The organism is Prosthecobacter dejongeii, assembly GCF_014203045.1.
Classification (GTDB): Bacteria; Verrucomicrobiota; Verrucomicrobiia; order Verrucomicrobiales; family Verrucomicrobiaceae; genus Prosthecobacter; species Prosthecobacter dejongeii.
Genome location: NZ_JACHIF010000002.1, coordinates 530,715 through 551,166, shown reverse-complemented (window position 1 = coordinate 551,166; position 20,452 = coordinate 530,715). Strand labels below are relative to the sequence as shown.

Below are 20,452 nucleotides of genomic sequence, written 5' to 3'. Positions count from 1 at the left end.
TTGTTCGGTCTGTCGGTGTCTAGCCTTTAGGCGACTCAATGACCTACCTTTCTCCGAATCGTCGCAAGGAGAACCTGCCAAGCTGGCGTGAACGGAAAGCGAAGATGACGGAATAGCTCCCAAGAAGCGGGACTTGCCAAGTCTCGGCCACTGGCCCTTCGTCCATTTCACGCACTCCCTCCAACCACTGGCCTTGAAAAGTCACGCTCGTTGGGCCTTTCCTCGTATCATCCACCCACGCCCCAAATAAAAGCCCCCTGGACTCTTGCGAATCCAGGGAGCTAAGAGAGCAGCTTTACTGCGAAGTGTTAAAGGCCAGCTGGAACCATGGCCTGGCTGGTCGAACCATCTGTAAAGACGATGAGAACCACGATGTTTCCATCGCCATCAATGACCAACTGCTCCCAGCGGCGGTCCGTGGTGCTGGTGGTGTCAGAACCGGGGAAGTCAATGGTGGAGACGGTTTTCATCCCATGCAGAGTCGTCCCAAGGGGGTCACCGCTGCGCAGCACCAATTCCAATTCACCGCCGTTCGGCTCTTGACGCCATAGGCCCTTGTCATTCACGCCGGCCACGATACCAGGCCCAGTGACTTTGCCCAGGAAGATCATCTGCTCCTGCCCACCCACCATCGGGATTTCAAGGCTGGAGAAGGTTGCTCCAGTGATCCCTGGCGCGGCATCGCCAACTTTGACGACCATGCGCATCGTGCCGGAGACATCGGTAAACAGAGCGTGTACATCCGTGGGTGCCTTACTGACGCCATCGCCATTCACATCCAGCCAGGTTTTCCAGGCCCCATGATTTTGGTTTGTCAGCCAGCCACCCCAGGTGTTGCCCACCTTGGACCCCACAGGCATGCCTGCGATGCCACTATCACCACTGCGCAATACACAGGTGTAGGTACCTGTCGCCGCACTGCCGCGCCAGATACCATCGCCTTTGAGCCCGCCTGTATTGTCCCCGTTGCGGTTGAGCAAGCCACGGAAGCTGATCACGCTATTAGAGCCCATCGTCGGACGCTGAATGCGAGAGAAGGTAGCACCGCCTGTTCCAGGAGCGACATCTCCTGTGAAGACCGCCCGCACTGGAGCGCCAGCATTGTTAGCTGCATGATACCAGATGCCTTCTTTATTCGTTTTGGTAACGGCCGCAAAGACTGCGTTACCCGTGCCATCCATACGGGCAGGATCAGAGAAGCTGCCCATCAGGTTGCCGAAGTTTTCTGCGGTGCCAGGAGCCGGGGAATTTTCACGCGCCAGCACCTGCATGGAAACGGTGCCTAGCGTACGATTCACTCGACTACGAAGGATGGCGGTATCCACACTCGCACCGCCAAAACCGACGGAGTAAACCGCATCGCCTCTATCTGCGGCTATTTTTGCCGTGGCATACACACCTGCACAGAAAGTCTTGATAAAGACGCCCGGCAGACCCACCACCGGATCTCCCTCCCGAGCCAGCAAACGCATGGTCGACCCACCCAACTCGCTCCATACTCCGACATCATTGGCGGAGGTTATTCCCCCGACACCGATCCGCAGGGAGGCCAATAAAGTCACCTCGCCATCTTCGTTGATACCAGGAACAATGGGGAGGTAATCAAAGGTCGTGCCAGCCACATCCGGCACGGTTTCTCCCGTGCGGGCGATCATCCAGACATCTCCCGTGGTCCCTGCTTTCCAGACACCTTGAGAGTTGTTCACCGTCACGGCAGGTGAGCCAGAACCGATCAAGAGAGAGCCTGGGAAAACGACCACCCCATTCTCCGCCACAAAACCGCCACGACGCAAAATGTCGTAAAGACCGATCTCCGACACCCCATCCGCCCCTTTCACAGGGTTTTGCGTCACGATGTCCTTACCCGCATCTTTCGCCACAGGAATGACGGTGAGACGGGCCTTCGCCTGCACGGCGATCACGAAAGGGTTTTCATTCGGATCATTGCTGGCGATTTGCAGCGTGGCCGAACGGATACCACCTAGATAGCCTGTTGGAGTAAACGTAAGGTTAAAGGTGGTGAAGTTGGAACCCGCAACTGTGGTGCTCCCCAGAGCAGAGACCGTGAAATCAGCCGGGTTTGTACCAGCCTTGGTGATGACCAGATTCTCCAAGTTGGCCTCGCCGTCATTGCGCACCGTGAAGGTGATCGGCGTGCCGCTTTGTCCGGCCAACACAACTTCTGGAATCACGATCGTGGAAGCCCCGGAGACAAGCGATGTGCCTGTTGGATACTGCACAGTGATGTCCGCAGGGAGCTGATCCACATTGTAAGGGCCTGAAGCATTATTGGCTTCATTGGCCTCGATCACAGCCTGGGTTGAATCCAGGTAAACCCACACGGAGGTAGCCCCGCCTAGATTCACTCCAGTCAGATTCACGGTCGTGGTCAATCCCGAAGGCAGGTTCACCAAATAGGGCAAACCAATCGGCCCACCGCCTGCATAAGGATTACCGTTGTAAATGCGCAGCACCACATTGTTAAACGACTGACCGGATCCTGGATCGTTGCTGATTTGGATACTGAAGTCGGCAGAGGTGCGCGGCACTAGATTTGACAGCGTGACGGATTCCAGGCTGATGTCTGCATCTGCGGCCTGAATGTCCACCACGGCGGTGTTATTGCTCGTCTTGCCATTGGCCGTTACGCGTAGCCCGAGGCTGCCGACATAAGGCGAGTTATACGTCACGGTGACAGTCACGCCCGTGGCATCCCCATAGATACCGTCGCCATTCAAATCCCAGCTATAACTTTCGATGACATCGCCATCTGGGTCATAAGAATTGGAGCCATTCAAGGTGATCGGCACGCCGACCTTGCCTGCATATCCCTGGAAGCCGCCCAACGGCAAAGCGACAGCCACCGGGGCCACATCGGTAGCCACCACGGTCACCTGCACGGTCGAGGTTTTGGTTAGCGCGGGATCATTGTTATCTTTCACACGAAGCGTCACCGTGTATGTGCCAGTGGTGGCATAACCAGGGTTGGTTACCTGTGCCCCAGTGGCATCTGGGGTGGTCCAGTTCAGCCCGTCAGCGGCGTTCCAGTCCCACAGATATTCCACAATGGCGCGGTCTGGGTCCAGGTGATAAGAGCCGGAGGCACTGAGATTGAAAGAACGGAAACCGACTTTATTGCTCTGCTCACCGACTTCAGAGATCACGGGCACAGGTGGAGCCTGAGTGACGGAGGCAGATAAGATCAAAACGCCATGGGCGGTGCTCAGGTCATTGTAACTCGTGGAACTCGGCCAATCTTGGCTGATCCAGCGCCCATCAGACTGCTGACCGAACATGTCGTTTGCCGTGCGATAGCTAGGGGACAAAGTCCCAGGCAAATACGAAGCCTCTCCCAGCAGCCAAGCGGTCATTTCTTTCTTCCAGTCACGGGAGACTCCACCGACCGTCACATGAGTGATTCCCTGCAGAGTCAGGCCTTTTTTGATCCCGTACATCGCATACCAGTTTCCTGCCCAACCCGAATTGATAAAGGAGCTGTCGCCACCGCGATTCGCATCCCAGTAAGTCTGGATATAGGAAAAAGCAGTATCCACTTCCGAAGTGCCTTGGAATCGGCCACTAAACGCCATTCCAGTCAGCAACCCACCGGTCTTAGCCGTATTAACCCATTGGGTATTGCTGCTGTAGCCCACACCGCCATTGGCATTCTGCATCTGCTTGAAGCCATAAACCACATTGTCTAAATACCATGTCGGAGGCGTGATCTTGAGCCGATCTAGCGCAGCCTTATAGCATAGCACCGGCCACTGTTGAGACGAACCGTCGTATCGGCCACCGCTCGTTGCCGTCACCGTGTATTCATATCCGCCACGGTAAGCTCCATCTCCCATGCACCATTTGAAAGTGTCCAGCAGGTCAATCACCACATCGTAGTAGCTCATATTGACGAAGGGACCGCTGGGGATGATCGATGCCTGAGCAGCCGCTGGATTACGGTAAGCAAAGATGACGGCCATACCGGCAAAGGAATTGACATACGTTCCGTGGCCGCCATTCCAAAGATAGGCCCCCTTGCCATCGTTATCGTCATCCACATCCCGTACCGCGATGCCATCGCTATGATCGGCGATGTTTTGCATGGCACCGTAGTTTGTGCCAGCACCAATACCTAACAAAGTGTTTAGACCGCGACGAACGGTATCTGTGTAAACCCACTCTACGGAATCATTTCCAGGAAGATGCCCCTGCTCTTCAAAGGCCAATACACTGGCCCCAGTCGTGCCAAAACCATAATCCGAATTCGACTGATACCAATAAATGCGGTCCGAGTTCTGTTCGAGGGCGCTGTTGTAAAGATACACCAAGGCTTTTTCGATGGCGATGTTGGACTTCTCATCCAGATCCACCGAAGGCAGCACACGCACAACCGACGAGCGAGAGGCGCTGGCCCCCGTGGAATCCGTCACGGTCAGAGTCACGGTTTTGGAACCGGATGTCGTGAAGGTGTGGGGAGCTGTGATGTATTTTACATTGCTCACCACGCCGTTGGTGTCAGCCGTGCCGTCCCCATAACTCATGCGATAGGTAAAGGGGGCTGTGCCACCCCAGACGCGACCCCACACGTTGATGGAGGTATTGATCAGCGCATTCGCATAGGTGGGATTCTGCGTGTAGCTGGGCATCATGGACACTTTCAAAAGTGCCAGGCCTGTGGAGGTCGTCGTGTTCAGGCTATTCGTCGCGACAACGCGCCAATAATAAACGGTGCTCGCATTCAGCCCTGAGATGGGGGCGCTCACATTCACCAAAGCGGTGCTGCTCCCAATGTTTTGCACTGCGGTGGTCACCAATCCCACGTCAAAAGCAGCGCTGGTGGAATACTGAAATCTAACCGAAGTCGCCGCGCCACCTGGATTGACTTTCGCCGTCAAAGTCGCAGCAGTAGAACTTGTTGTCACTGCTAAGCGATCGCTGATGACGGGGACACTTTGAGCCCGCGCAGTCAGTGGCAGATTGAAAGGATTTTCATCCGGATCATTCGAGGCAATCAGCAGTTGAGCGCTCGCATTGAGTGCTGCCACCGATTGAAAACGCACAGTAAAGTTGGTCACGCCGCCCGCAGCGAGTGTGCTAGCCGGAGCGGACTGAAGACTGTACTGCGCTGCATGAGTGCCTGCAAAACTAACTGCGATCCCACTCATCCCACCCGCACCGTCATTCCGCAAAGTGAACACTCGATCAATGCTTCCACCTGCGGTCATGCTACCAAAGTCCACCGCAGCAGCTTGGTCATCACTCAAAGCCGGATCCAGCACTGTCGTTCCATTAAAAAGACTCACGTCTGCCACCATCAAAGCACTGCCAACAGCCTGCGCTCCTTGAGTATTGAAATTTGTATCCGCATCCCCCGCATCGCGGGCATCTTGAATCCAAAAGACCGAAGACAGCAAGGAGTTTACCCCGTTGGGCAAGTAGGTAGAGGAATCATAAATGGCGAGGCGCCCCAACTTGACCGAATACCCGGAGGCTGCATCAACAGCGTTTGTGGTCAGCGTGATGGAATAATCACCCGCCAGCAGCAACTGCTCAGCAAAGCCGAAAAGCTCTTCAGTCTCCACAGAATTGTCCACCTGTGCTGGTGTTAACGAAACCTGGGCCACCACAGCATTCCCACCAGTGTTTCCACCTAGTCCTGAATATAGCGTGAATGTAACAGGCTCCGTGGTTCCGACATTTTTGCTCAATCGAAAGTAGGATTTATCTACACGCATTAAAGAACCTGCGGCTGCGGATATACGAAAATTCCACACCCCAGCAGATCCGGCACTCAAATCACGTGTGCCCGCAGCATTTTCTGTGCCTATGTTAATGGTTGGGCTTGCCTGAATATCCTTTCCCTGAAAGGAAAAAAATATCAGCAACACAAACAGTAATTTCCATAACAATGAAATCGAATTAGTGAGCATATTGCAGTGTTTTCGGGGTGACGTGACTTTTTCTGCCTACAAAATAAAGCAAATCACACGATCAAATAGTGATCAACTAAATAGTACATAAGATACAAAATAGCCATTCACGAATCGATTTTTTACTTCATCTGCAATTTTAACCTTATCCCTACACTTATTTTTACCTCAAAGATGACATATAAACAGTCATTTTTCTTAATTTTAATCTATTTTCTTCAAAAATTTGCATTTTGTAACCATCAAATGCGATTTTGGGCAGGCTGAATCGAAATAACTGGGCCTTGTAGGCATGGACGAATTTTATCCACTTTTACTCTGACGTTGTGCTCGTACACTCACGTATTCATGGTTTCTTAATCTTTGAGTCCAACGTGATCGGGGCTGAAACATCCCTCTGAGGCACGCTCACTGGCACCCAAGTTCGCTCCCCCATTACAGAAACTTTTTTGTCACTTGCTTGTGTTGGTAGAAGATCCTCTACATGCTGCTCATTAGTGCGTTCTGATGCCTAGCCAGCCTTTAGCTAAAGCATTCTTTCCGCTGTTTTTTGTCATGCTTTCTTCTCCCTTTATTCGTGTGGATAGGTTCTCGTTTTGGTACGGAGCCAAACAGGTGCTGCACAATATTTGCCTGGATATCCCTGAAAATGAAATCACGGCCTTCATCGGTCCTTCAGGCTGCGGGAAGACCACGCTTTTGCGAAACATCAACCGCATGAATGATCTGGTGGATGGCATCAAGCATGAAGGTGACATCTTCATTGATGGCCAGAGTCTCTATGATCCTGAAGTGGAGGTCATCTCTCTGCGCAAGCGTGTGGGGATGGTTTTCCAAAAGTACAATCCTTTCCCAAAAAGCATTTACGAAAACGTGATCTTCTCTCTGCGAGTCGCTGGGCGGAATGCCAAGAGTGAGTTGGATGATGTGGTGGAGCAAAGCCTGCGCGGCGCTGCTTTATGGGATGAGGTCAAGGACAAGCTGCATGAAAGCGCCTTTGGCCTCTCAGGCGGCCAGCAACAACGCCTTTGCATTGCACGAGCGATCGCTAACCGTCCTCAAATCTTGTTGATGGATGAGCCTTGCGCCGCGCTTGACCCAGTGGCGACACTGAAGATTGAAGAACTCATGCATGGACTCAAGAAGGAGTTCACCATCGTCATCGTCACTCACAATATGGAGCAAGCGAAACGCTGCGCAGACCAAACCGCCTTTTTCTACTTGGGAAAGCTGATCGAATTCCGACCCACACTCGAACTATTTAGCACGCCAAAAGATCCGCAGACTGAGGCTTATGTGCGCGGCAAGTTCAGTTGAAATTTGGTCCTAACCAAAGATCTGGTTACAGAGCGTTTGCGTTATGGGAGAGATGTGGCGTCATTGTCACCCGTCGGCTCATCCTTTGCCCATTGTGGACTTATTCGCGTATGTCTCCCATCTTAAACCAGGCTTTTCATTGCCCGTCCGTTCCTGCGGAGGTGATGGATCGTCTCTGGGAAGCGGGATGGCGACATTTTGGCCCGCATTTTTATCGTTACAGCCTCAGTGTGGATGATGGAGGGGTGCGCACCATCACACCTCTACGTCTGGACTTGGCCCAGTTTCACGCCAGCAAAAGCCAGCGCCGGGTACTGCGAAAAAACGAGGATCTTCGCTGTGAGTTTCTTCCTGCTACGCTTTCCATGCAGGCCCGCATGATGTTCCAACGCCACAAGACACGTTTCAAAGACAATGTGCCAGACGATCTGGATACCTTTCTCTCTGAAACCCCCGCCACCACTCCCTGCACCTGTCAGGAATGTCGCATCTATCTAGGCCAGGAACTCATCGCCATCAGTTATTTGGACATCGGACAGCAGGCCACCTCTGCAGTTTACGGTCTCTTTGAGCCAGAGCACTCTGCTCGCAGTCTGGGCACTTTGACGCTGTTGAAAGAGATCGAGCACAGTCAGACACTAGGCTGCCAATATTATTATCCCGGCTACGCCACCGTCGAGCCCAGCCCTTACGATTATAAAAAGCAGCTTCATGGCCTGGAGGTGCTGGATTGGGAAAGCGGTACGTGGTCCCCCCTGCCGAGATCCATTCCTGGTCGATAATTGTAATTTGTAATCTGACGCAGTATCCGCTTTTATACGCTTGTGGATTCCCCGACGACTGATCACACACACGCCAGCCGCCGCTACGACTGCCCGCAATGCGGGGCACCGGTCGAGTTTCGTTCTTCCATAAGTCTCTCGTCGGTCTGCGGTCACTGCCGCTCCATCGTCGTAAGACGAGATCTCCAGGTGGAAACTTTTGGGCAGGTGGCTGAATTACCGCCAGATCTTTCACCCCTCCAGATTGGAACACGCGGTCATTGGCAGGGCCGCGCCTTTACCCTCATTGGTCGCATGCGACTTCACTATGGGGATGGCTCATGGACCGAGTGGTGTGCGGACTTCGGCCAAGGCACCTACGGCTGGGTGGCAGAAGTCATGGGCTTTTACATGATAAGTTTCGCCCACAGCGTGAAAGTGCCTCTGGTCACAGAAGACATCCCTGCGGGACAAATCCTCAACATCAACGGGGAAGCCTGGCGCGTGGCAGATGTCAAAGAAGGCCGTTGCATCGCTGCCGAGGGGGAACTGCCGATGGTTGCCCCTCCAGGCTGGTCACGCACTAGCATCGATTTGGTAAGTCCGGATGGGCAATTTGGCAGCGTGGAAATCACACCTGAAGGGCGTGAATTTTTCGTGGGTGCTTATGCTGAATTTGCAGACCTTCATTTCACAGAACTGCGCAAGTTACCTGGCTGGGAAAAAGATGCAGAAATCACTCGCCGCCAGAGTCAAGCCCTCGGTTGCCCGAACTGCGGTGCACCAGTGAACCTCCGAGCGGAAGGCCAGTCTATGGCTGCCGTCTGTGGCTCTTGCGCTACCATTTTAGATACCAGCACCCCCAATCTCCAAGAGATCGGCAAGGTCGCCCAGACTACCCTGAAACTGAATCTCCTGCTCCCGATCGGGACTCGGGGACTGTTTAAAGATGAAATGTGGGAAGTGGTGGGCTTCATGCGCAGGAAGGACCGCTGGTGTTCATGGGATGAATACCTTTTATTCAATCCTTGGTTAGGCTTCCGTTTCCTTGTTACCTTCCAGGGTCACTGGAGCTTTGTTCGCATTCTTCCTGGCCACCACAGCCAAAACCAGTGGCAGGGCCAGACCTTCAAACTTTTCGCCCGAGAAGAGGCGGTCACCACTGACGTGCTGGGTGAGTTTTACTGGCGGGTCAAAAATGGGGAGCGCGCCCTGCTGACCGACTACGTTTCTCCGCCCTTTGTGCTCTCCAAAGAAGAGATGCCAGGGCTGAACGAAATCACTTGGTCGGGTGGTGAATACGTGGAAGCTGCTGAAGTACAAAAAGCCTTCGTCAAAGCAGGGGGTTCCCTTCCCCAGCCCAGTGGCACTTACCTCAACCAGCCCAATCCTCATGGCCAACGCTGGAAAGAGGTACGCACCACCTTTATTTTCACCGTCATCGCCTACATTCTCATCCAAGTGCTGTTCATGGGATGGGGAACGCCCAGACATGTGGCTCACACGGGCATTGAATATCAGAATGCACGGGCTGGTGAAACCCTCGTCTCAGAGCCTTTTAAACTTGAGGGTAGCTCGGCCCCACTGCACATCACTGCCACGGGTCTGCTTCTTAGCGATACCTACTTAGGCCTCAAAGGTAGCCTCGTAGAATCCAAATCGCAGCGTAGTTTCCCCGTCGCTTTTCCTCTGGCCAATTACACCACGGCACCTGATGGCAGCCGCCAAAAAGTCACCCTGCCCGGTATTCCTTCCGGTGAATATGTGCTGAGGCTCACTCCAGATGCCTCAGCCACATTGGCCAATGCCACGGTCACGTTCACCATTGAAAGAGGTGGTCTCTTTTGGTCTAATTTTTGGTTAGGCCTCATCTTAATCTGCGTTTGGCCCATCTGGATCATGCTGCGTAGTGGCAGCTTTGAAAAACGCCGTTGGTATGAGAGCGAATTCAATCCATACGGAGGAAGTGACGACTGATGAAACACCCCATTTACACAGCTCTCGGTCTAATGACCTGTGCCTTCCTCGCCACATCGAATGCGCGCGGCTGGTCTTTTTGGCAAAACAGCGCAAACCGCAGCGCCTTTAGCAACACTGCTTACCGTTACCGCCCCTCCGTCTTCTCCAGCAGCAGCGGGGGAGGTGGCTGGTCATTTGGCAGCTCACATAAATAGTTCCCTTCCTCAACATTCACTCGCCACCCTTTATGGACATCGCCATCCTCATCAATTCCATCATTTATGCCATCCTGGGCATCGTCATCTTCGTCACTGGTTTCATCATTGTGGATAAATTGACGCCGTATGACCTCTGGAAACAGCTCGTCGAAGAAAAGAATCTTGCCTTAGCCATTGTCGTCGGCGCAGCAGCTCTCGGCATCTGCCAGATCATTGCCGCTGCGATTCATTGATAAGCGTTCCCCCATTGAGGGTAGAGACTCAATAGCCTCCACTGAAAGTAGCTTTGGCCTTTTTATAAAAGGTCAACGCAACTCAAAATTTCTTCATTCATGATGTGAGAGACTGCATCTCAGTCCGAGCACATTTTCAACGTTCATGAACGCACGCCCTTGGCTCCTACTGCTCTCCGTCTTTGCCATCGCGACTTGCGGTTTGGTTTATGAGCTCATTGCGGGCACCCTCGCCTCCTACTTATTGGGAGATTCTGTCACCCAATTCTCCACCATTATTGGGGTCTATCTCTTTGCCATGGGCGTGGGGTCTTACCTTTCACGCTTTGTCACGAATAACCTGATTGGCACCTTCATTCGGGTCGAGTTTCTCATTGCTCTGCTTGGCGGTTGCTCGGCCTCCATCCTATTTTTGATTTTTGGCTGGACCATCTCTTTTCGCATTCCCCTTTACAGCATCGTCTTCCTCATCGGCACCTTTGTAGGACTAGAGATACCCCTGCTGCTACGCATTCTAGAAGGTCGGTTCGCCTTTAAAGATCTAGTCTCGAATGTCTTCAGTTTCGACTACATCGGGGCCTTGCTTGCCTCTCTGCTGTTTCCGTTAGTTCTCGTCCCCCACCTAGGCCTCGTTCGTTCAGCCTTTTTGTTTGGCCTCATCAATACAGCCGTGGGGATCCTAGCCCTCATCATGCTGAAGCATGAAATCCCTCGTCTGCGCGTGCATTGGGTCATGGGGCTCAGTGTTGCAGGCATACTCATCGCAGGGTTTATCCATGGCAGTGAAATCACCCGTTGGGGAGAGTATGCAGCGTTTCCAGATCCGGTCATTTACGCAGACTCCACGCCTTATCAGCGCATCGTTCTAACCAAAAGGAAGGAAGAAATGCGTCTCTACCTCAACAGCAATCTCCAGTTCAGCAGCAGGGACGAATACCGCTACCATGAGGCGCTCGTTCACCCAGGTTTATCGCGACTGCCACAGGCTAGGCGCATCCTCATTCTTGGGGGTGGGGATGGACTCGCTGCACGTGAGGCGCTGCGTTACCCCCGAGTGGAAAGCATCACGCTGGTGGATCTCGACCCCGCCATGACAGAGCTTTTTTCCAGCAATGCCATGCTTAGCCAGCAAAACGCAGGAGCTCTAAAATCCCCGCGCGTGAAGGTGGAAAATGCCGATGCCTTTGCCTGGCTAGCGGAAAAGCATGAACCCTTCGACTTTGTCATCATTGACTTTCCAGACCCTTCCAATTTTTCCCTCGGCAAACTCTATTCCACCACCTTTTACCAGCGCCTGCTGAAGGTGATGACTTCTGATTCAGCCCTGGTCGTGCAAAGCACCTCCCCTTTTGTCGCACGTCAGTCCTTCTGGTGTGTGGATGCCACCTTGAGAGCTTGCGGCCTCCAGACGGAGCCTTATCACGCTCTCGTCCCCAGCTTCGGCGAATGGGGTTTCATTTTGGCTTTTCGTCAGCCGTTGAGTGGTCCCGCGATCCTCCCCGAGGGCCTGCGCTTCATCAATGAAGAAGTGCTGAGTCAACTCCCTCAATTCCCCCCCGACATGGCTCGGGTGGAAACGGAAATCAATCGCCTCAATAATCAGGCGCTTGTGCACTACTTTGAAGACGACTGGGCTCGATGAATCACGCCTCGACATAGATTCCCTTTTTCTTGTGATCATCGCATGAATCGTCGTCGTTTTCTCCAGGCCAGTGTCGCAGCCCCAGCATTGCTCACGGGCTCTTGCGCCCCACGGCAAACCATGCCCGGAAGTATCGTCGGAGCTGCAGCCAGCATCGGCCACCGCCTGCGAGACCTTAAAGGGATACCGACACCGACACGCACCGTCAAAACGGACATTGTGATTGCAGGCGCAGGCATCGCAGGTTTGGCAGCGGCTCATCAGTTGCAAAAACAGGGGCTCGAAGCCTTTGTTGTGCTCGATTTGGAAGCCCATGCTGGAGGTAACTCGGCCTCAGGGAGCAATTCAGTTTCGGGATATCCGTGGGGAGCGCATTATGTGCCTTTGCCAGGTCGAGATTGCCATGAAGTCCTCGCTTTTTTTGAGGAGCTCGGCTTGATCCTCGGTCACGATGCAGCGGGGCGTCCTATCTACGATGAACTGGCTCTCTGTCACGCACCCCATGAGCGGCTTTTCATTCATGGCCAATGGGAAAACGGCCTTCAACCTGTCACCGGGCTGACTCAACGCGAGCGCGAGGAATTTGCCGCTTTTGATGCTGCCATTCAGCAATGGCAGGCGAAACACTCCTTTACCCTTCCCCTAGATCGCAGCCCACGGGATCCAGACCTCCTTGCACTTGACCTCCTGACGATGGATGCATGGATGAGTCAGCAAGGTTGGACGACAAAGCCCCTGCGTTGGTATGTGGACTACGCCTGCCGAGATGACTTTGGCGGGACACTCCAGCAAGTCTCCGCCTGGGCAGGTATTCATTACTTCGCCAGCCGCAGTGGTGAGGCTGCAAATGCCACTCGCAGTACAGTGCTCACTTGGCCTGAAGGCAATGGATACTTGGTCAAACAATTGGTTAAACCTCTCCGTGAGCGCCTACACACAGGCAGCATCGTGCTGCACATGCAGCCAGAGCGTGATCGCGTTTTAACAGATATTCTCCAAAGCCACACAGGTGAAGTCATTCGTTATGAAAGCCGGGCGGCTCTTTGCGCCATGCCGCGTTTCATCGCACAGCGCATTGTGCCGGGACTCAAGCCACTCGCCCTCAATTACGCCCCCTGGGTGGTCACCAATCTCACCTTGGATGAGCTACCCCCAAGCCCCGGCGTGCTACCCGCCTGGGACAGTGTGATTTATCAGGGCCCCACACTTGGCTACATCAATGCCACGCATCAAAACCTTACGGCTGTCCCTCAGGCCACCGTCATCACACACTATGAAGCGCTCTGTGATCAGCCACCGGCACAAGCCCGACAGTGGATGCAACAGCAGAGTCATGCGCAGTGGTCTCAGCGCGCACTCAGCAGTCTGCAAGCTGCCCATCCAGATCTCACTCATCATGTGCAACAGACCGATGTCTGGCTCTGGGGCCATGGCATGATCCGCCCAGATCCCGGTTTCATCTGGGGGCCTGAACGCGCGCAAATGCTACTACAAGCACCGCCGCTTTTCTATGCCCATTCTGACATGAGTGGCATGTCTCTTTTTGAGGAAGCTTACACGCGCGGCATCCTCACCGGACAGGCTATCCAGCAGTGGTTAGGTTAACGGGATCCGCCAAAAGGCAGGTAGCCTGAAGACGAATGCATGAGCGAAACCCAGACTCATCATGCGATTGATTCCCATCAACATGTAGGGGGCAAGGCCATCCAAAACTTGCTTTAGATCCGTATTGCCTTTTGAATCACATCAGCCACCCGCAAACCATCTTAGATTATGACCTTGAATCCCAAACTGACCCAACTGCTCAATGAGCAGATCAACAATGAAATGTCTTCTAGCTACGTTTACCTCGCCATGGCTGCGTGGTTCGAGCAGACCCCCTACATGGGCTTTGCTAGCTGGATGTTTAATCAGAGCCGTGAGGAAACCATGCATGCCTTGAAGTTCTACCAATACGTGGTGGATCGTGATGCCGTGGTCGTTCTTCAGCCCATCGCTCAGCCAAAAGCCACCTTCGAATCTCCCATTGATGTCTTTGAACACAGCCTCAAACAAGAACAGTTGGTCACTCAGCAGATCAACGATCTTTATGACGTAGCAGAGCAGGTCAAGGATCACTCATCCAAGAATCTCCTTCTCTGGTTCCTAAACGAACAGATCGAAGAAGAAAAAACAGTTCGTGACATGCTGGACCGCCTGAGACTTGCTGGCACAGATCCAGCCAGCTTGCTCGTCTTGGATCGCGAAGCCGCCCAGCGGCAGAGCCCTACGGGCTCAGGGGGTCACGGCGGACACGGTAAATGAGCACCTAATTCTTGTTAGGCAAAACCGTACCTGAGGGAGACTCAGGTGCGGTTTTTTGTCTCGTCTCAGGAAAGAATTTCTCGCATCACGTGACCGTGTACATCCGTCAGCCGCACGTTTCGCCCACTGAAAAGGTAAGTTAGTTGTTCATGATCCACGCCCATCAGGTGCAGCACCGTCGCCCAGAGATCATAGACTGTTTGCGGCTTATCCACCGCCTTGTAGCCAAACTCATCCGTCTCCCCCAAGGTGGTCCCTCCTTTGATGCCACCACCAGCCATCCAGATGCTGAAGCCGTAAGGATCATGATCACGGCCATCGCTGCCTTGAGCAAAGGGTGTGCGCCCAAACTCGCCTGCCCAGACCACCAACGTGCTATCCAATAGACCGCGCGATTTCAAATCCTTGATCAAAGCGGCAATGGGCTGGTCCACCTGATGCGCCATCTTGCCATGACCGCTCTTCAGAGCGCCATGTTGATCCCAAGGGTTCGCTGCCTGACCACCGCCGATGTTTTGCGCTAAGCAGCTAAGCTCAACAAAACGCACCCCACGCTCCACCAGCCGCCGTGCCAGCAGACACTGCCGTGCATAGGCAGTGCGGGAACTTTCAGGCCCATCCATGCCATACATTTTTTTCGTCGCTTCCGTCTCCCCCCGGATGTCGCAGAGTTCAGGTACCGCCGCCTGCATGCGCCAGGCCATTTCGTAGTTTTGAATAGCAGCCTCCACTTGGCTATTCGCTCCGAGTTCACCTAGAAAACTCTGGTCCATCTCGCCAATGAAATCCAGGCGTTGTCGTTGCAGCATCGCCGCCTCGCGAGGTTGAATATTGCGCACAGGTTCGCTGCTATCTGCTTTGATGATTGAAGCCTGGTGCTGCGCAGGCAGAAATCCATTCCCAAACAGCCCTACGCCGCCATGCGGAGCCGTGGCACCACCACTCTGCAGCACCACATATCCAGGCAGATCCTTTGACTCCGTGCCCAGGCCATAACTCGTCCATGCTCCAGCGCTCGGATAGCCCACAAAAGGGAAGCCCGTGTGCATGAAAAAGTTTCCCTGAGCGTGTTCGCTAAACTTCGCCGTCATGCTACGCACCACGGCCAGTTCATCCGCTACACTACCCATGTGGGGAAAAAGATCGCTCACAGGCAAGCCACTTTGCCCATAATTTTTGAAACCCCAATGCGAGGGCTGAATTACCCCATCATTGTTAAATTGGGTCCTCGCTGTGGCAAAGGGTGGCGGCTTGCCCGCATACTTTTCCAAAGTCGGTTTGGGGTCAAACGAGTCCACCTGAGACACGCCACCACTCATGTAGCAGAAAATGACGCTGCGTGCTTTCGGCGCGATCTTTCGTGCCCGATGCACTGCCGAATCTGCCCTGGCTTGTTCCGCCATGAGCCCACTCAGAGCAGCAAGCCCAAAGCCCGAGGATGTCCTTGAAAGAAGCTGACGACGTGTGAGGTAAGGATTCATCTCAGGTAAAGAAATTCTTTTAGATTAATGAGTGAGAGGGCCAGACTTTCCCAACCAGCTTTAGTAGGGTCCAATGATTCAGCATTTTCAGTTAGGCGAGTTAGATTCCCCATCACCTCATTCAGTTCGCTTTTAGCTTTTTCCAGATCTTTACGCTGTCCTTCGCTAAGGGCATTTAGCACATCACGTTCGCTCACTGTTGAACCTTCCAAGTGACGAGAAAGGGCTATCTCTTTATCTGTCAGAGCCCGGTCATAAAGTCTTGCCCGCAAGATGCGCCCTCGCAGCATGCGATTTCCCCCAGGGGCACCGTGGCGGCAGCCCAGTAGCACCTCAGCGTCGCCTGCCTCAAACTGGCTCACCTCCTTATTTGTGTATGATTCACCATAAGGCTGTCCATCGCGATAGCCAGTGACTTTGCTGCCTTGATAAGTGATGGCAATGTGCACCGTGCGTTTATCCGCTTCCGTATCTGCGGCTCCACCGAACTCTTGCGTGCGACGGTGATTGTTACTGCCAGACAGCCACTCCTGAGGAGCACGCTCTGCATACACGATGGCATCAAACACACTTCCGCGACGATCCTGTAAGGTAAGCACCCCACCGCCTTTTTGATCCAAGGTATCCAAGACCACCCAGGCCTCTAAAGTCTTATCTTCCAGACTTTTGGTTAACGGTGCACTCCGCGCAAATGCTGTGCGCCCATCCAACATCAGCGCTCCATCTTTGATCTTTGCACGACCTTCCAACTTTAATGGCAGGCGATTGAGTGAATCATCCGTTCCGTCTTCAAAAGTCCACTCGGCATAAGGCAGTGGCGCATCGGCAACGTTAGCGAAGGGCTTTTCCTGCGACAGCTTGGCACGCACAGGATAAAGGATCTCTTGGATGCGTTTTTGGAGATCCGTATGTTTCGCTTCTAATGTCGCGATTTCAGATCGCTGCTGGAGTGCAAAAGCTGCGGATCGTTGAACAAAGGCCTGACTCGCTAGGAACTCTTGTTTCGTTGCCTGCCTTCCCAGCGCCTGCATGAACATCTGGTTCACACGTGCTTCATCGTTAGGCTCGACCAGGGCACGTCGAGCCCAATTTCCACTCCAATTAATAATCGTGGGATCATTCAGCAAGGCCAGAGATTGGGCAGGTACATTTGTCACATCTCGCCGCCCTCGCGTGCTGGACGGCACCGGCATGTCAAAGGCGTTTAAAAAGGGCTCCAGGCTGTTTCGGATGACTCCCACATAGATACTGCGACGTCCATCCTTCCCATACACAGGTTCGCCATACATTTGCGGATCCAGCTTCCCGGAGAGTAGGAGGATGCTATCGCGAATAGACTCCGCCTCCAGGCGCCGGACAGACCAGTGGCTCAGCAGCTTGTTCTCCGGATCTTTCTGTTCAGCCTGTTCAGATCCTTTATCGCCACGTCGGAAAGCTTCCGTCAACATCAGTGCTTTGATCGTCGCTTTTAGGCTCCCGCCACTTTTTTGAAAGTGCGTGGCGAGAGCATCGAGCAATTCCGGATGCGAAGGCAACTCACCGAGCCGACCAAAGTTATCCGTCGTGCCCACGATTCCACGACCAAAAACATGATGCCACAAACGATTCACCATCACCCGCGAGGTTAAAGGATTGGCCGCATCGGTGAGGCTTTGCGCCAGCTCCAGTCGCCCACTGCTCTTGGTCTTATACGGAGTCGGATTGATGCCATCAAGAAACCGACGCGCGACGATCTCAGCAGGCTGCTTGTGATCACCGCGAACAAACAATGCAGCATCATAGCTATCAGCCTCTAGAACCCCAGGGGCTCGTGTAGGCTGTGGCAGCTTCGCCTCCATCTCCCGATAACGTTTCATCAGCGTAGCCGCTTCAGGAACACTCCTCACATCATTCGGAAGCTGACCCTGGCGTAACAAAGAACCTAGCAACTCCGCCTGCGCATCCGTCATTGCACCCGTTTTCCAGGCAGCTACGGCTTCACGCGGATCACCCCCGATCAGTGTGCTTGGAGGCGCTTCGTCCGTGGCAGTCACAAACGCTTCAGTAATGCCAAACCAAGAGCGTGCATCCTCCTTCGTCTCTGCGGGCATGTCCGCCACAGTTGCCATCTGCAAAAAGAGATCGTCTCCCTTCCAATAGTTGAGATCTAGCTTATGCCAGCCCAAAACAGCATCCCCGTCCTCTTTCAGCTCTTTAGCCCGATGCACCGTGCCTGTGCGCGGATAATTTTGCACTATATACTTCGCCTTCACACCACCACCACCGGCCACACGCATCCAAAGAAAACCGCCCTCGTTTTTAAATCGTGGTGACATCGCAATGGCGCGATCTTGAGTCGAAAGCAGATCACTGAATAAACCCCTTGGATAAATACGGGCGATGATCCCCTGGCCTTCGTGTTCCAGACTGAATTCTCCCGCCGCAGTCACCCCTTGTTTGAGCCCCTGCCCGTCCAGATACCAAGATTCTTGATGGAGATCCCACACTTTTGTCGTCTTGGGTTTCGCTCTCTGATCAGGCAGTGATTTGGTAGGGATCCCTTCCACTGCCTGCATCCAAGCAGAAGCCATGACGGCTTTGATCTCCTGCTTTAACTTCTTCATTTCTTCACGCTGAGACTGTCCTAGATCGGGAGGATTCACATCCACCACCGCCGGCTTCGTGCTCGTAAAAATACCATATAAAGAGTAAAAATCAGCTTGGCTGATGGCGTCAAACTTATGGTTATGGCAACGTGCACATGAAACGGTCAAGGCCTGAAAAGTCTTCGTTACGGTATCAATCTGATTGTCCGTGAAAGTCACCAATTCATCCAAAGAATCTGTGGGTGAAAATCCGTGCAACACCATTCGCAATTGGCCGATGCCCAGCGCACTTTCATTCAGTCCATTTTTGATTCGAGGCTTCGCTAAAAGATCTCCAGCAATGGCTTCCTTCACCATCTGCGGGTAAGGCACATCGTCATTGAAAGCTCGGATCACATAGTCCCGGTAACGCCAAGCATAAGGGATGCGAGGATCACCTTCGCTTCCATAACTTTCCGCGTAGCGCACCCAGTCAAGCCAATGTCGAGCCCAGCGTTCTCCATAAGCAGAGCTGGCAAAGAGACGATCCAGAAGCTGCTCATAAGCTTTCGGTGAACTTTCAAATTCTGCAGTAAAAGCTCGAACTTGCTCTGGAGTGGGTGGTAGGCCCGTGAGGATAAAGCTGGCGCGACGGATCAGCTTTGCGGCATCGGCGGGTGCCGCTGGGTCTAGACCTTCTGTTTTCAGCTTCGTTAGAAGCTGCCGATCAATCTCTGTGGCCACTTGCTGTGCATCTTCATTCCCATTTAACACACCCGATTTGACGGGTTGAAAGCACCACCACTGTTTACGTCTCTCCAGCACGGCAGTCCAGTCTGTCTCCTTAGCTAGCTGCGCTGCAGAGGGGGCTTTGTCACGCGGATCATAAGCACCTTCGATAATCCACTTTTCAAAATCAGCGATTACACTGTCATCCAGCTTTGCGCCGTTTTTTGGCATCTTCAGGTCATCATGCGTGTGCTTAATGGAGTCTAACAACAAGGATGATCCTAGATCTCCAGGCTTAATCGCCGCTCCACTGTCTCCACCCGCTAGCCAGCCTGGGCGAGAGTCTAGTAGCAGCCCTCCCTTTTGTTTACCGGCCTCGCTGTGGCATTCATAACACTCCTGGGCCAGCACGGGGCGGATGCGAGACTCAAAGAATTCGACCTGCTCGGGTGTCACCGCAGCCAGGGAGCTGACGTTGGAGATCGCTAGAAGAATAAGAGAATAACGCTTCATGCCAGCAGCCTCCGTGTAATGTTTTCTGCAGCCTGCATGCAGATACGTCCCATCTTGTCGAATTGATCACGCTTCAGCCGGAAAGCCGGGGCCATCACCGTGATCGCCGCCACGGGATAACGGTATTCATCCAAAATGGCAGCCCCCACACACTGGATTCCCTCCAGTCCTTCAGAGAGATCTAGGGAGTAACCACGCTTGCGCACTTTTGATAGATCCGCTTCCAATGCTTCCCGAGTGGCCAAGGTGGTCGGAGTGAATTGCTTGAGGGTCACCTGCTCGAAAAAAGCCTCCAGCTCTCCCTTCGGCAGGTGAGCTAGGACAGCCTTGCCTGGCGCACAGGAATACATGGGCACCCGCAGGCCTACGGTGCCACTTACCTTGATAGGCTGCGTGGAAATGCACTGCTCTAACAATGTCATTTTGTGATTCACCCCAGCAAGCAATTGCACCGTTTCGCCACTTTCGTCGCGCAGCCATTTCAGCGATTCCAGGGCACAAACCACAAGACTTTTTTCACGCACCTGCGGCCGCGAGAGATCGAATAGTTTGTTCGTCAAAACGAAGCGTTTGTCATCCTCGCGCCGCTGCAGATAGCCCCGTGCATGCAGGGTGCCTGCAATACGAAACACTGAGTTCACTGGCAGGTCCAGATCTCGCGCGATTTCAGTCAGGCTCAAACCGACCCGATGCCTTCCCAATAACTCGAGAATCGCCAGTGTGCGCTCCGTCCCTGGAGCGGCGGAATTGTCATCCAACTGAATGGCAGAGTCTTCGTCTGAAAATCGTTTCATTTCTAAATCC

At 53.5% G+C, this 20,452-nt stretch carries 12 protein-coding genes; 8 read left to right on the top strand and 4 right to left on the bottom strand.

All coding sequences use genetic code 11. The annotated features are described in order from the left end of the window. Positions 1-308: 308 nt before the first annotated feature. Complete coding sequence (locus HNQ64_RS07480) at positions 309-5,705, bottom strand: choice-of-anchor tandem repeat NxxGxxAF-containing protein (protein WP_221305370.1); 5,397 nt, start codon at positions 5,703-5,705, stop codon at positions 309-311. A gap of 777 nt (positions 5,706-6,482) precedes the next feature. On the opposite strand from HNQ64_RS07480, the gene pstB reads away from it, so the two are divergent. The 8 genes from pstB to HNQ64_RS07440 all read left to right on the top strand — a co-directional run bounded on the left by pstB (position 6,483) and on the right by HNQ64_RS07440 (position 14,361). Continuing rightward, complete coding sequence (pstB, locus tag HNQ64_RS07475; RefSeq protein ID WP_221305369.1) at positions 6,483-7,244, top strand: phosphate ABC transporter ATP-binding protein PstB; 762 nt, start codon at positions 6,483-6,485, stop codon at positions 7,242-7,244. Between the two features lie 110 nt (positions 7,245-7,354). Continuing rightward, complete coding sequence (locus tag HNQ64_RS07470) at positions 7,355-8,026, top strand: arginine-tRNA-protein transferase (protein WP_184207051.1); 672 nt, start codon at positions 7,355-7,357, stop codon at positions 8,024-8,026. Between the two features lie 42 nt (positions 8,027-8,068). Further along, complete coding sequence (locus HNQ64_RS24300; RefSeq protein WP_221305368.1) at positions 8,069-9,982, top strand: DUF4178 domain-containing protein; 1,914 nt, start codon at positions 8,069-8,071, stop codon at positions 9,980-9,982. Beyond that, a complete protein-coding gene (locus HNQ64_RS07460) occupies positions 9,982-10,179 on the top strand; it encodes a hypothetical protein (protein ID WP_184207047.1) in 198 nt (65 codons plus the stop codon). The genes HNQ64_RS24300 and HNQ64_RS07460 overlap by 1 nt, the downstream gene beginning before the upstream one ends. A 32-nt stretch (positions 10,180-10,211) precedes the next feature. Further along, complete coding sequence (locus tag HNQ64_RS07455; RefSeq protein ID WP_184207045.1) at positions 10,212-10,415, top strand: DUF350 domain-containing protein; 204 nt, start codon at positions 10,212-10,214, stop codon at positions 10,413-10,415. A gap of 145 nt (positions 10,416-10,560) precedes the next feature. Then, complete coding sequence (locus tag HNQ64_RS07450) at positions 10,561-12,057, top strand: polyamine aminopropyltransferase (RefSeq protein WP_184207043.1); 1,497 nt, start codon at positions 10,561-10,563, stop codon at positions 12,055-12,057. A 42-nt stretch (positions 12,058-12,099) separates the two neighbouring features. Continuing rightward, positions 12,100-13,662, top strand: a complete 1,563-nt coding sequence (locus HNQ64_RS07445; RefSeq protein WP_184207041.1) for an FAD-dependent oxidoreductase — start codon at positions 12,100-12,102, stop codon at positions 13,660-13,662. Between the two features lie 168 nt (positions 13,663-13,830). After that, positions 13,831-14,361 carry a ferritin gene (locus HNQ64_RS07440; protein ID WP_184207039.1) on the top strand — a complete coding sequence of 177 codons (531 nt, stop codon included), beginning with the start codon at positions 13,831-13,833 and terminating at the stop codon, positions 14,359-14,361. Between the two features lie 65 nt (positions 14,362-14,426). Here the strand turns inward: HNQ64_RS07440 and HNQ64_RS07435 are convergent, their stop codons facing one another. The 3 genes from HNQ64_RS07435 to HNQ64_RS07425 are packed head-to-tail and all read right to left on the bottom strand — an operon-like array spanning position 14,427 to position 20,442. Next, complete coding sequence (locus tag HNQ64_RS07435; protein ID WP_184207037.1) at positions 14,427-15,842, bottom strand: DUF1501 domain-containing protein; 1,416 nt, start codon at positions 15,840-15,842, stop codon at positions 14,427-14,429. Beyond that, positions 15,839-19,648: a DUF1553 domain-containing protein gene (locus HNQ64_RS07430; RefSeq protein ID WP_184207036.1), complete on the bottom strand. Its 3,810-nt coding sequence runs from the start codon at positions 19,646-19,648 to the stop codon at positions 15,839-15,841. Before HNQ64_RS07430 ends, HNQ64_RS07435 begins: the two co-directional genes overlap by 4 nt. Continuing rightward, complete coding sequence (locus tag HNQ64_RS07425) at positions 19,645-20,442, bottom strand: IclR family transcriptional regulator (RefSeq protein WP_184207034.1); 798 nt, start codon at positions 20,440-20,442, stop codon at positions 19,645-19,647. The genes HNQ64_RS07430 and HNQ64_RS07425 overlap by 4 nt, the downstream gene beginning before the upstream one ends. Positions 20,443-20,452 lie beyond the last annotated feature (10 nt).

Coding starts and splice junctions, on each gene's coding strand:
- HNQ64_RS07425 (WP_184207034.1), bottom strand. CDS start 20,442: ATGAAACGATTTTCAGACGAAGACTCTGCCATTCAGTTGGATGACAAT.
- HNQ64_RS07455 (WP_184207045.1), top strand. CDS start 10,212: ATGGACATCGCCATCCTCATCAATTCCATCATTTATGCCATCCTGGGC.
- HNQ64_RS07460 (WP_184207047.1), top strand. CDS start 9,982: ATGAAACACCCCATTTACACAGCTCTCGGTCTAATGACCTGTGCCTTC.
- HNQ64_RS07435 (WP_184207037.1), bottom strand. CDS start 15,842: ATGAATCCTTACCTCACACGTCGTCAGCTTCTTTCAAGGACATCCTCG.
- HNQ64_RS07430 (WP_184207036.1), bottom strand. CDS start 19,648: ATGAAGCGTTATTCTCTTATTCTTCTAGCGATCTCCAACGTCAGCTCC.
- HNQ64_RS07445 (WP_184207041.1), top strand. CDS start 12,100: ATGAATCGTCGTCGTTTTCTCCAGGCCAGTGTCGCAGCCCCAGCATTG.
- pstB (WP_221305369.1), top strand. CDS start 6,483: ATGCTTTCTTCTCCCTTTATTCGTGTGGATAGGTTCTCGTTTTGGTAC.
- HNQ64_RS07440 (WP_184207039.1), top strand. CDS start 13,831: ATGACCTTGAATCCCAAACTGACCCAACTGCTCAATGAGCAGATCAAC.
- HNQ64_RS07450 (WP_184207043.1), top strand. CDS start 10,561: ATGAACGCACGCCCTTGGCTCCTACTGCTCTCCGTCTTTGCCATCGCG.
- HNQ64_RS07470 (WP_184207051.1), top strand. CDS start 7,355: ATGTCTCCCATCTTAAACCAGGCTTTTCATTGCCCGTCCGTTCCTGCG.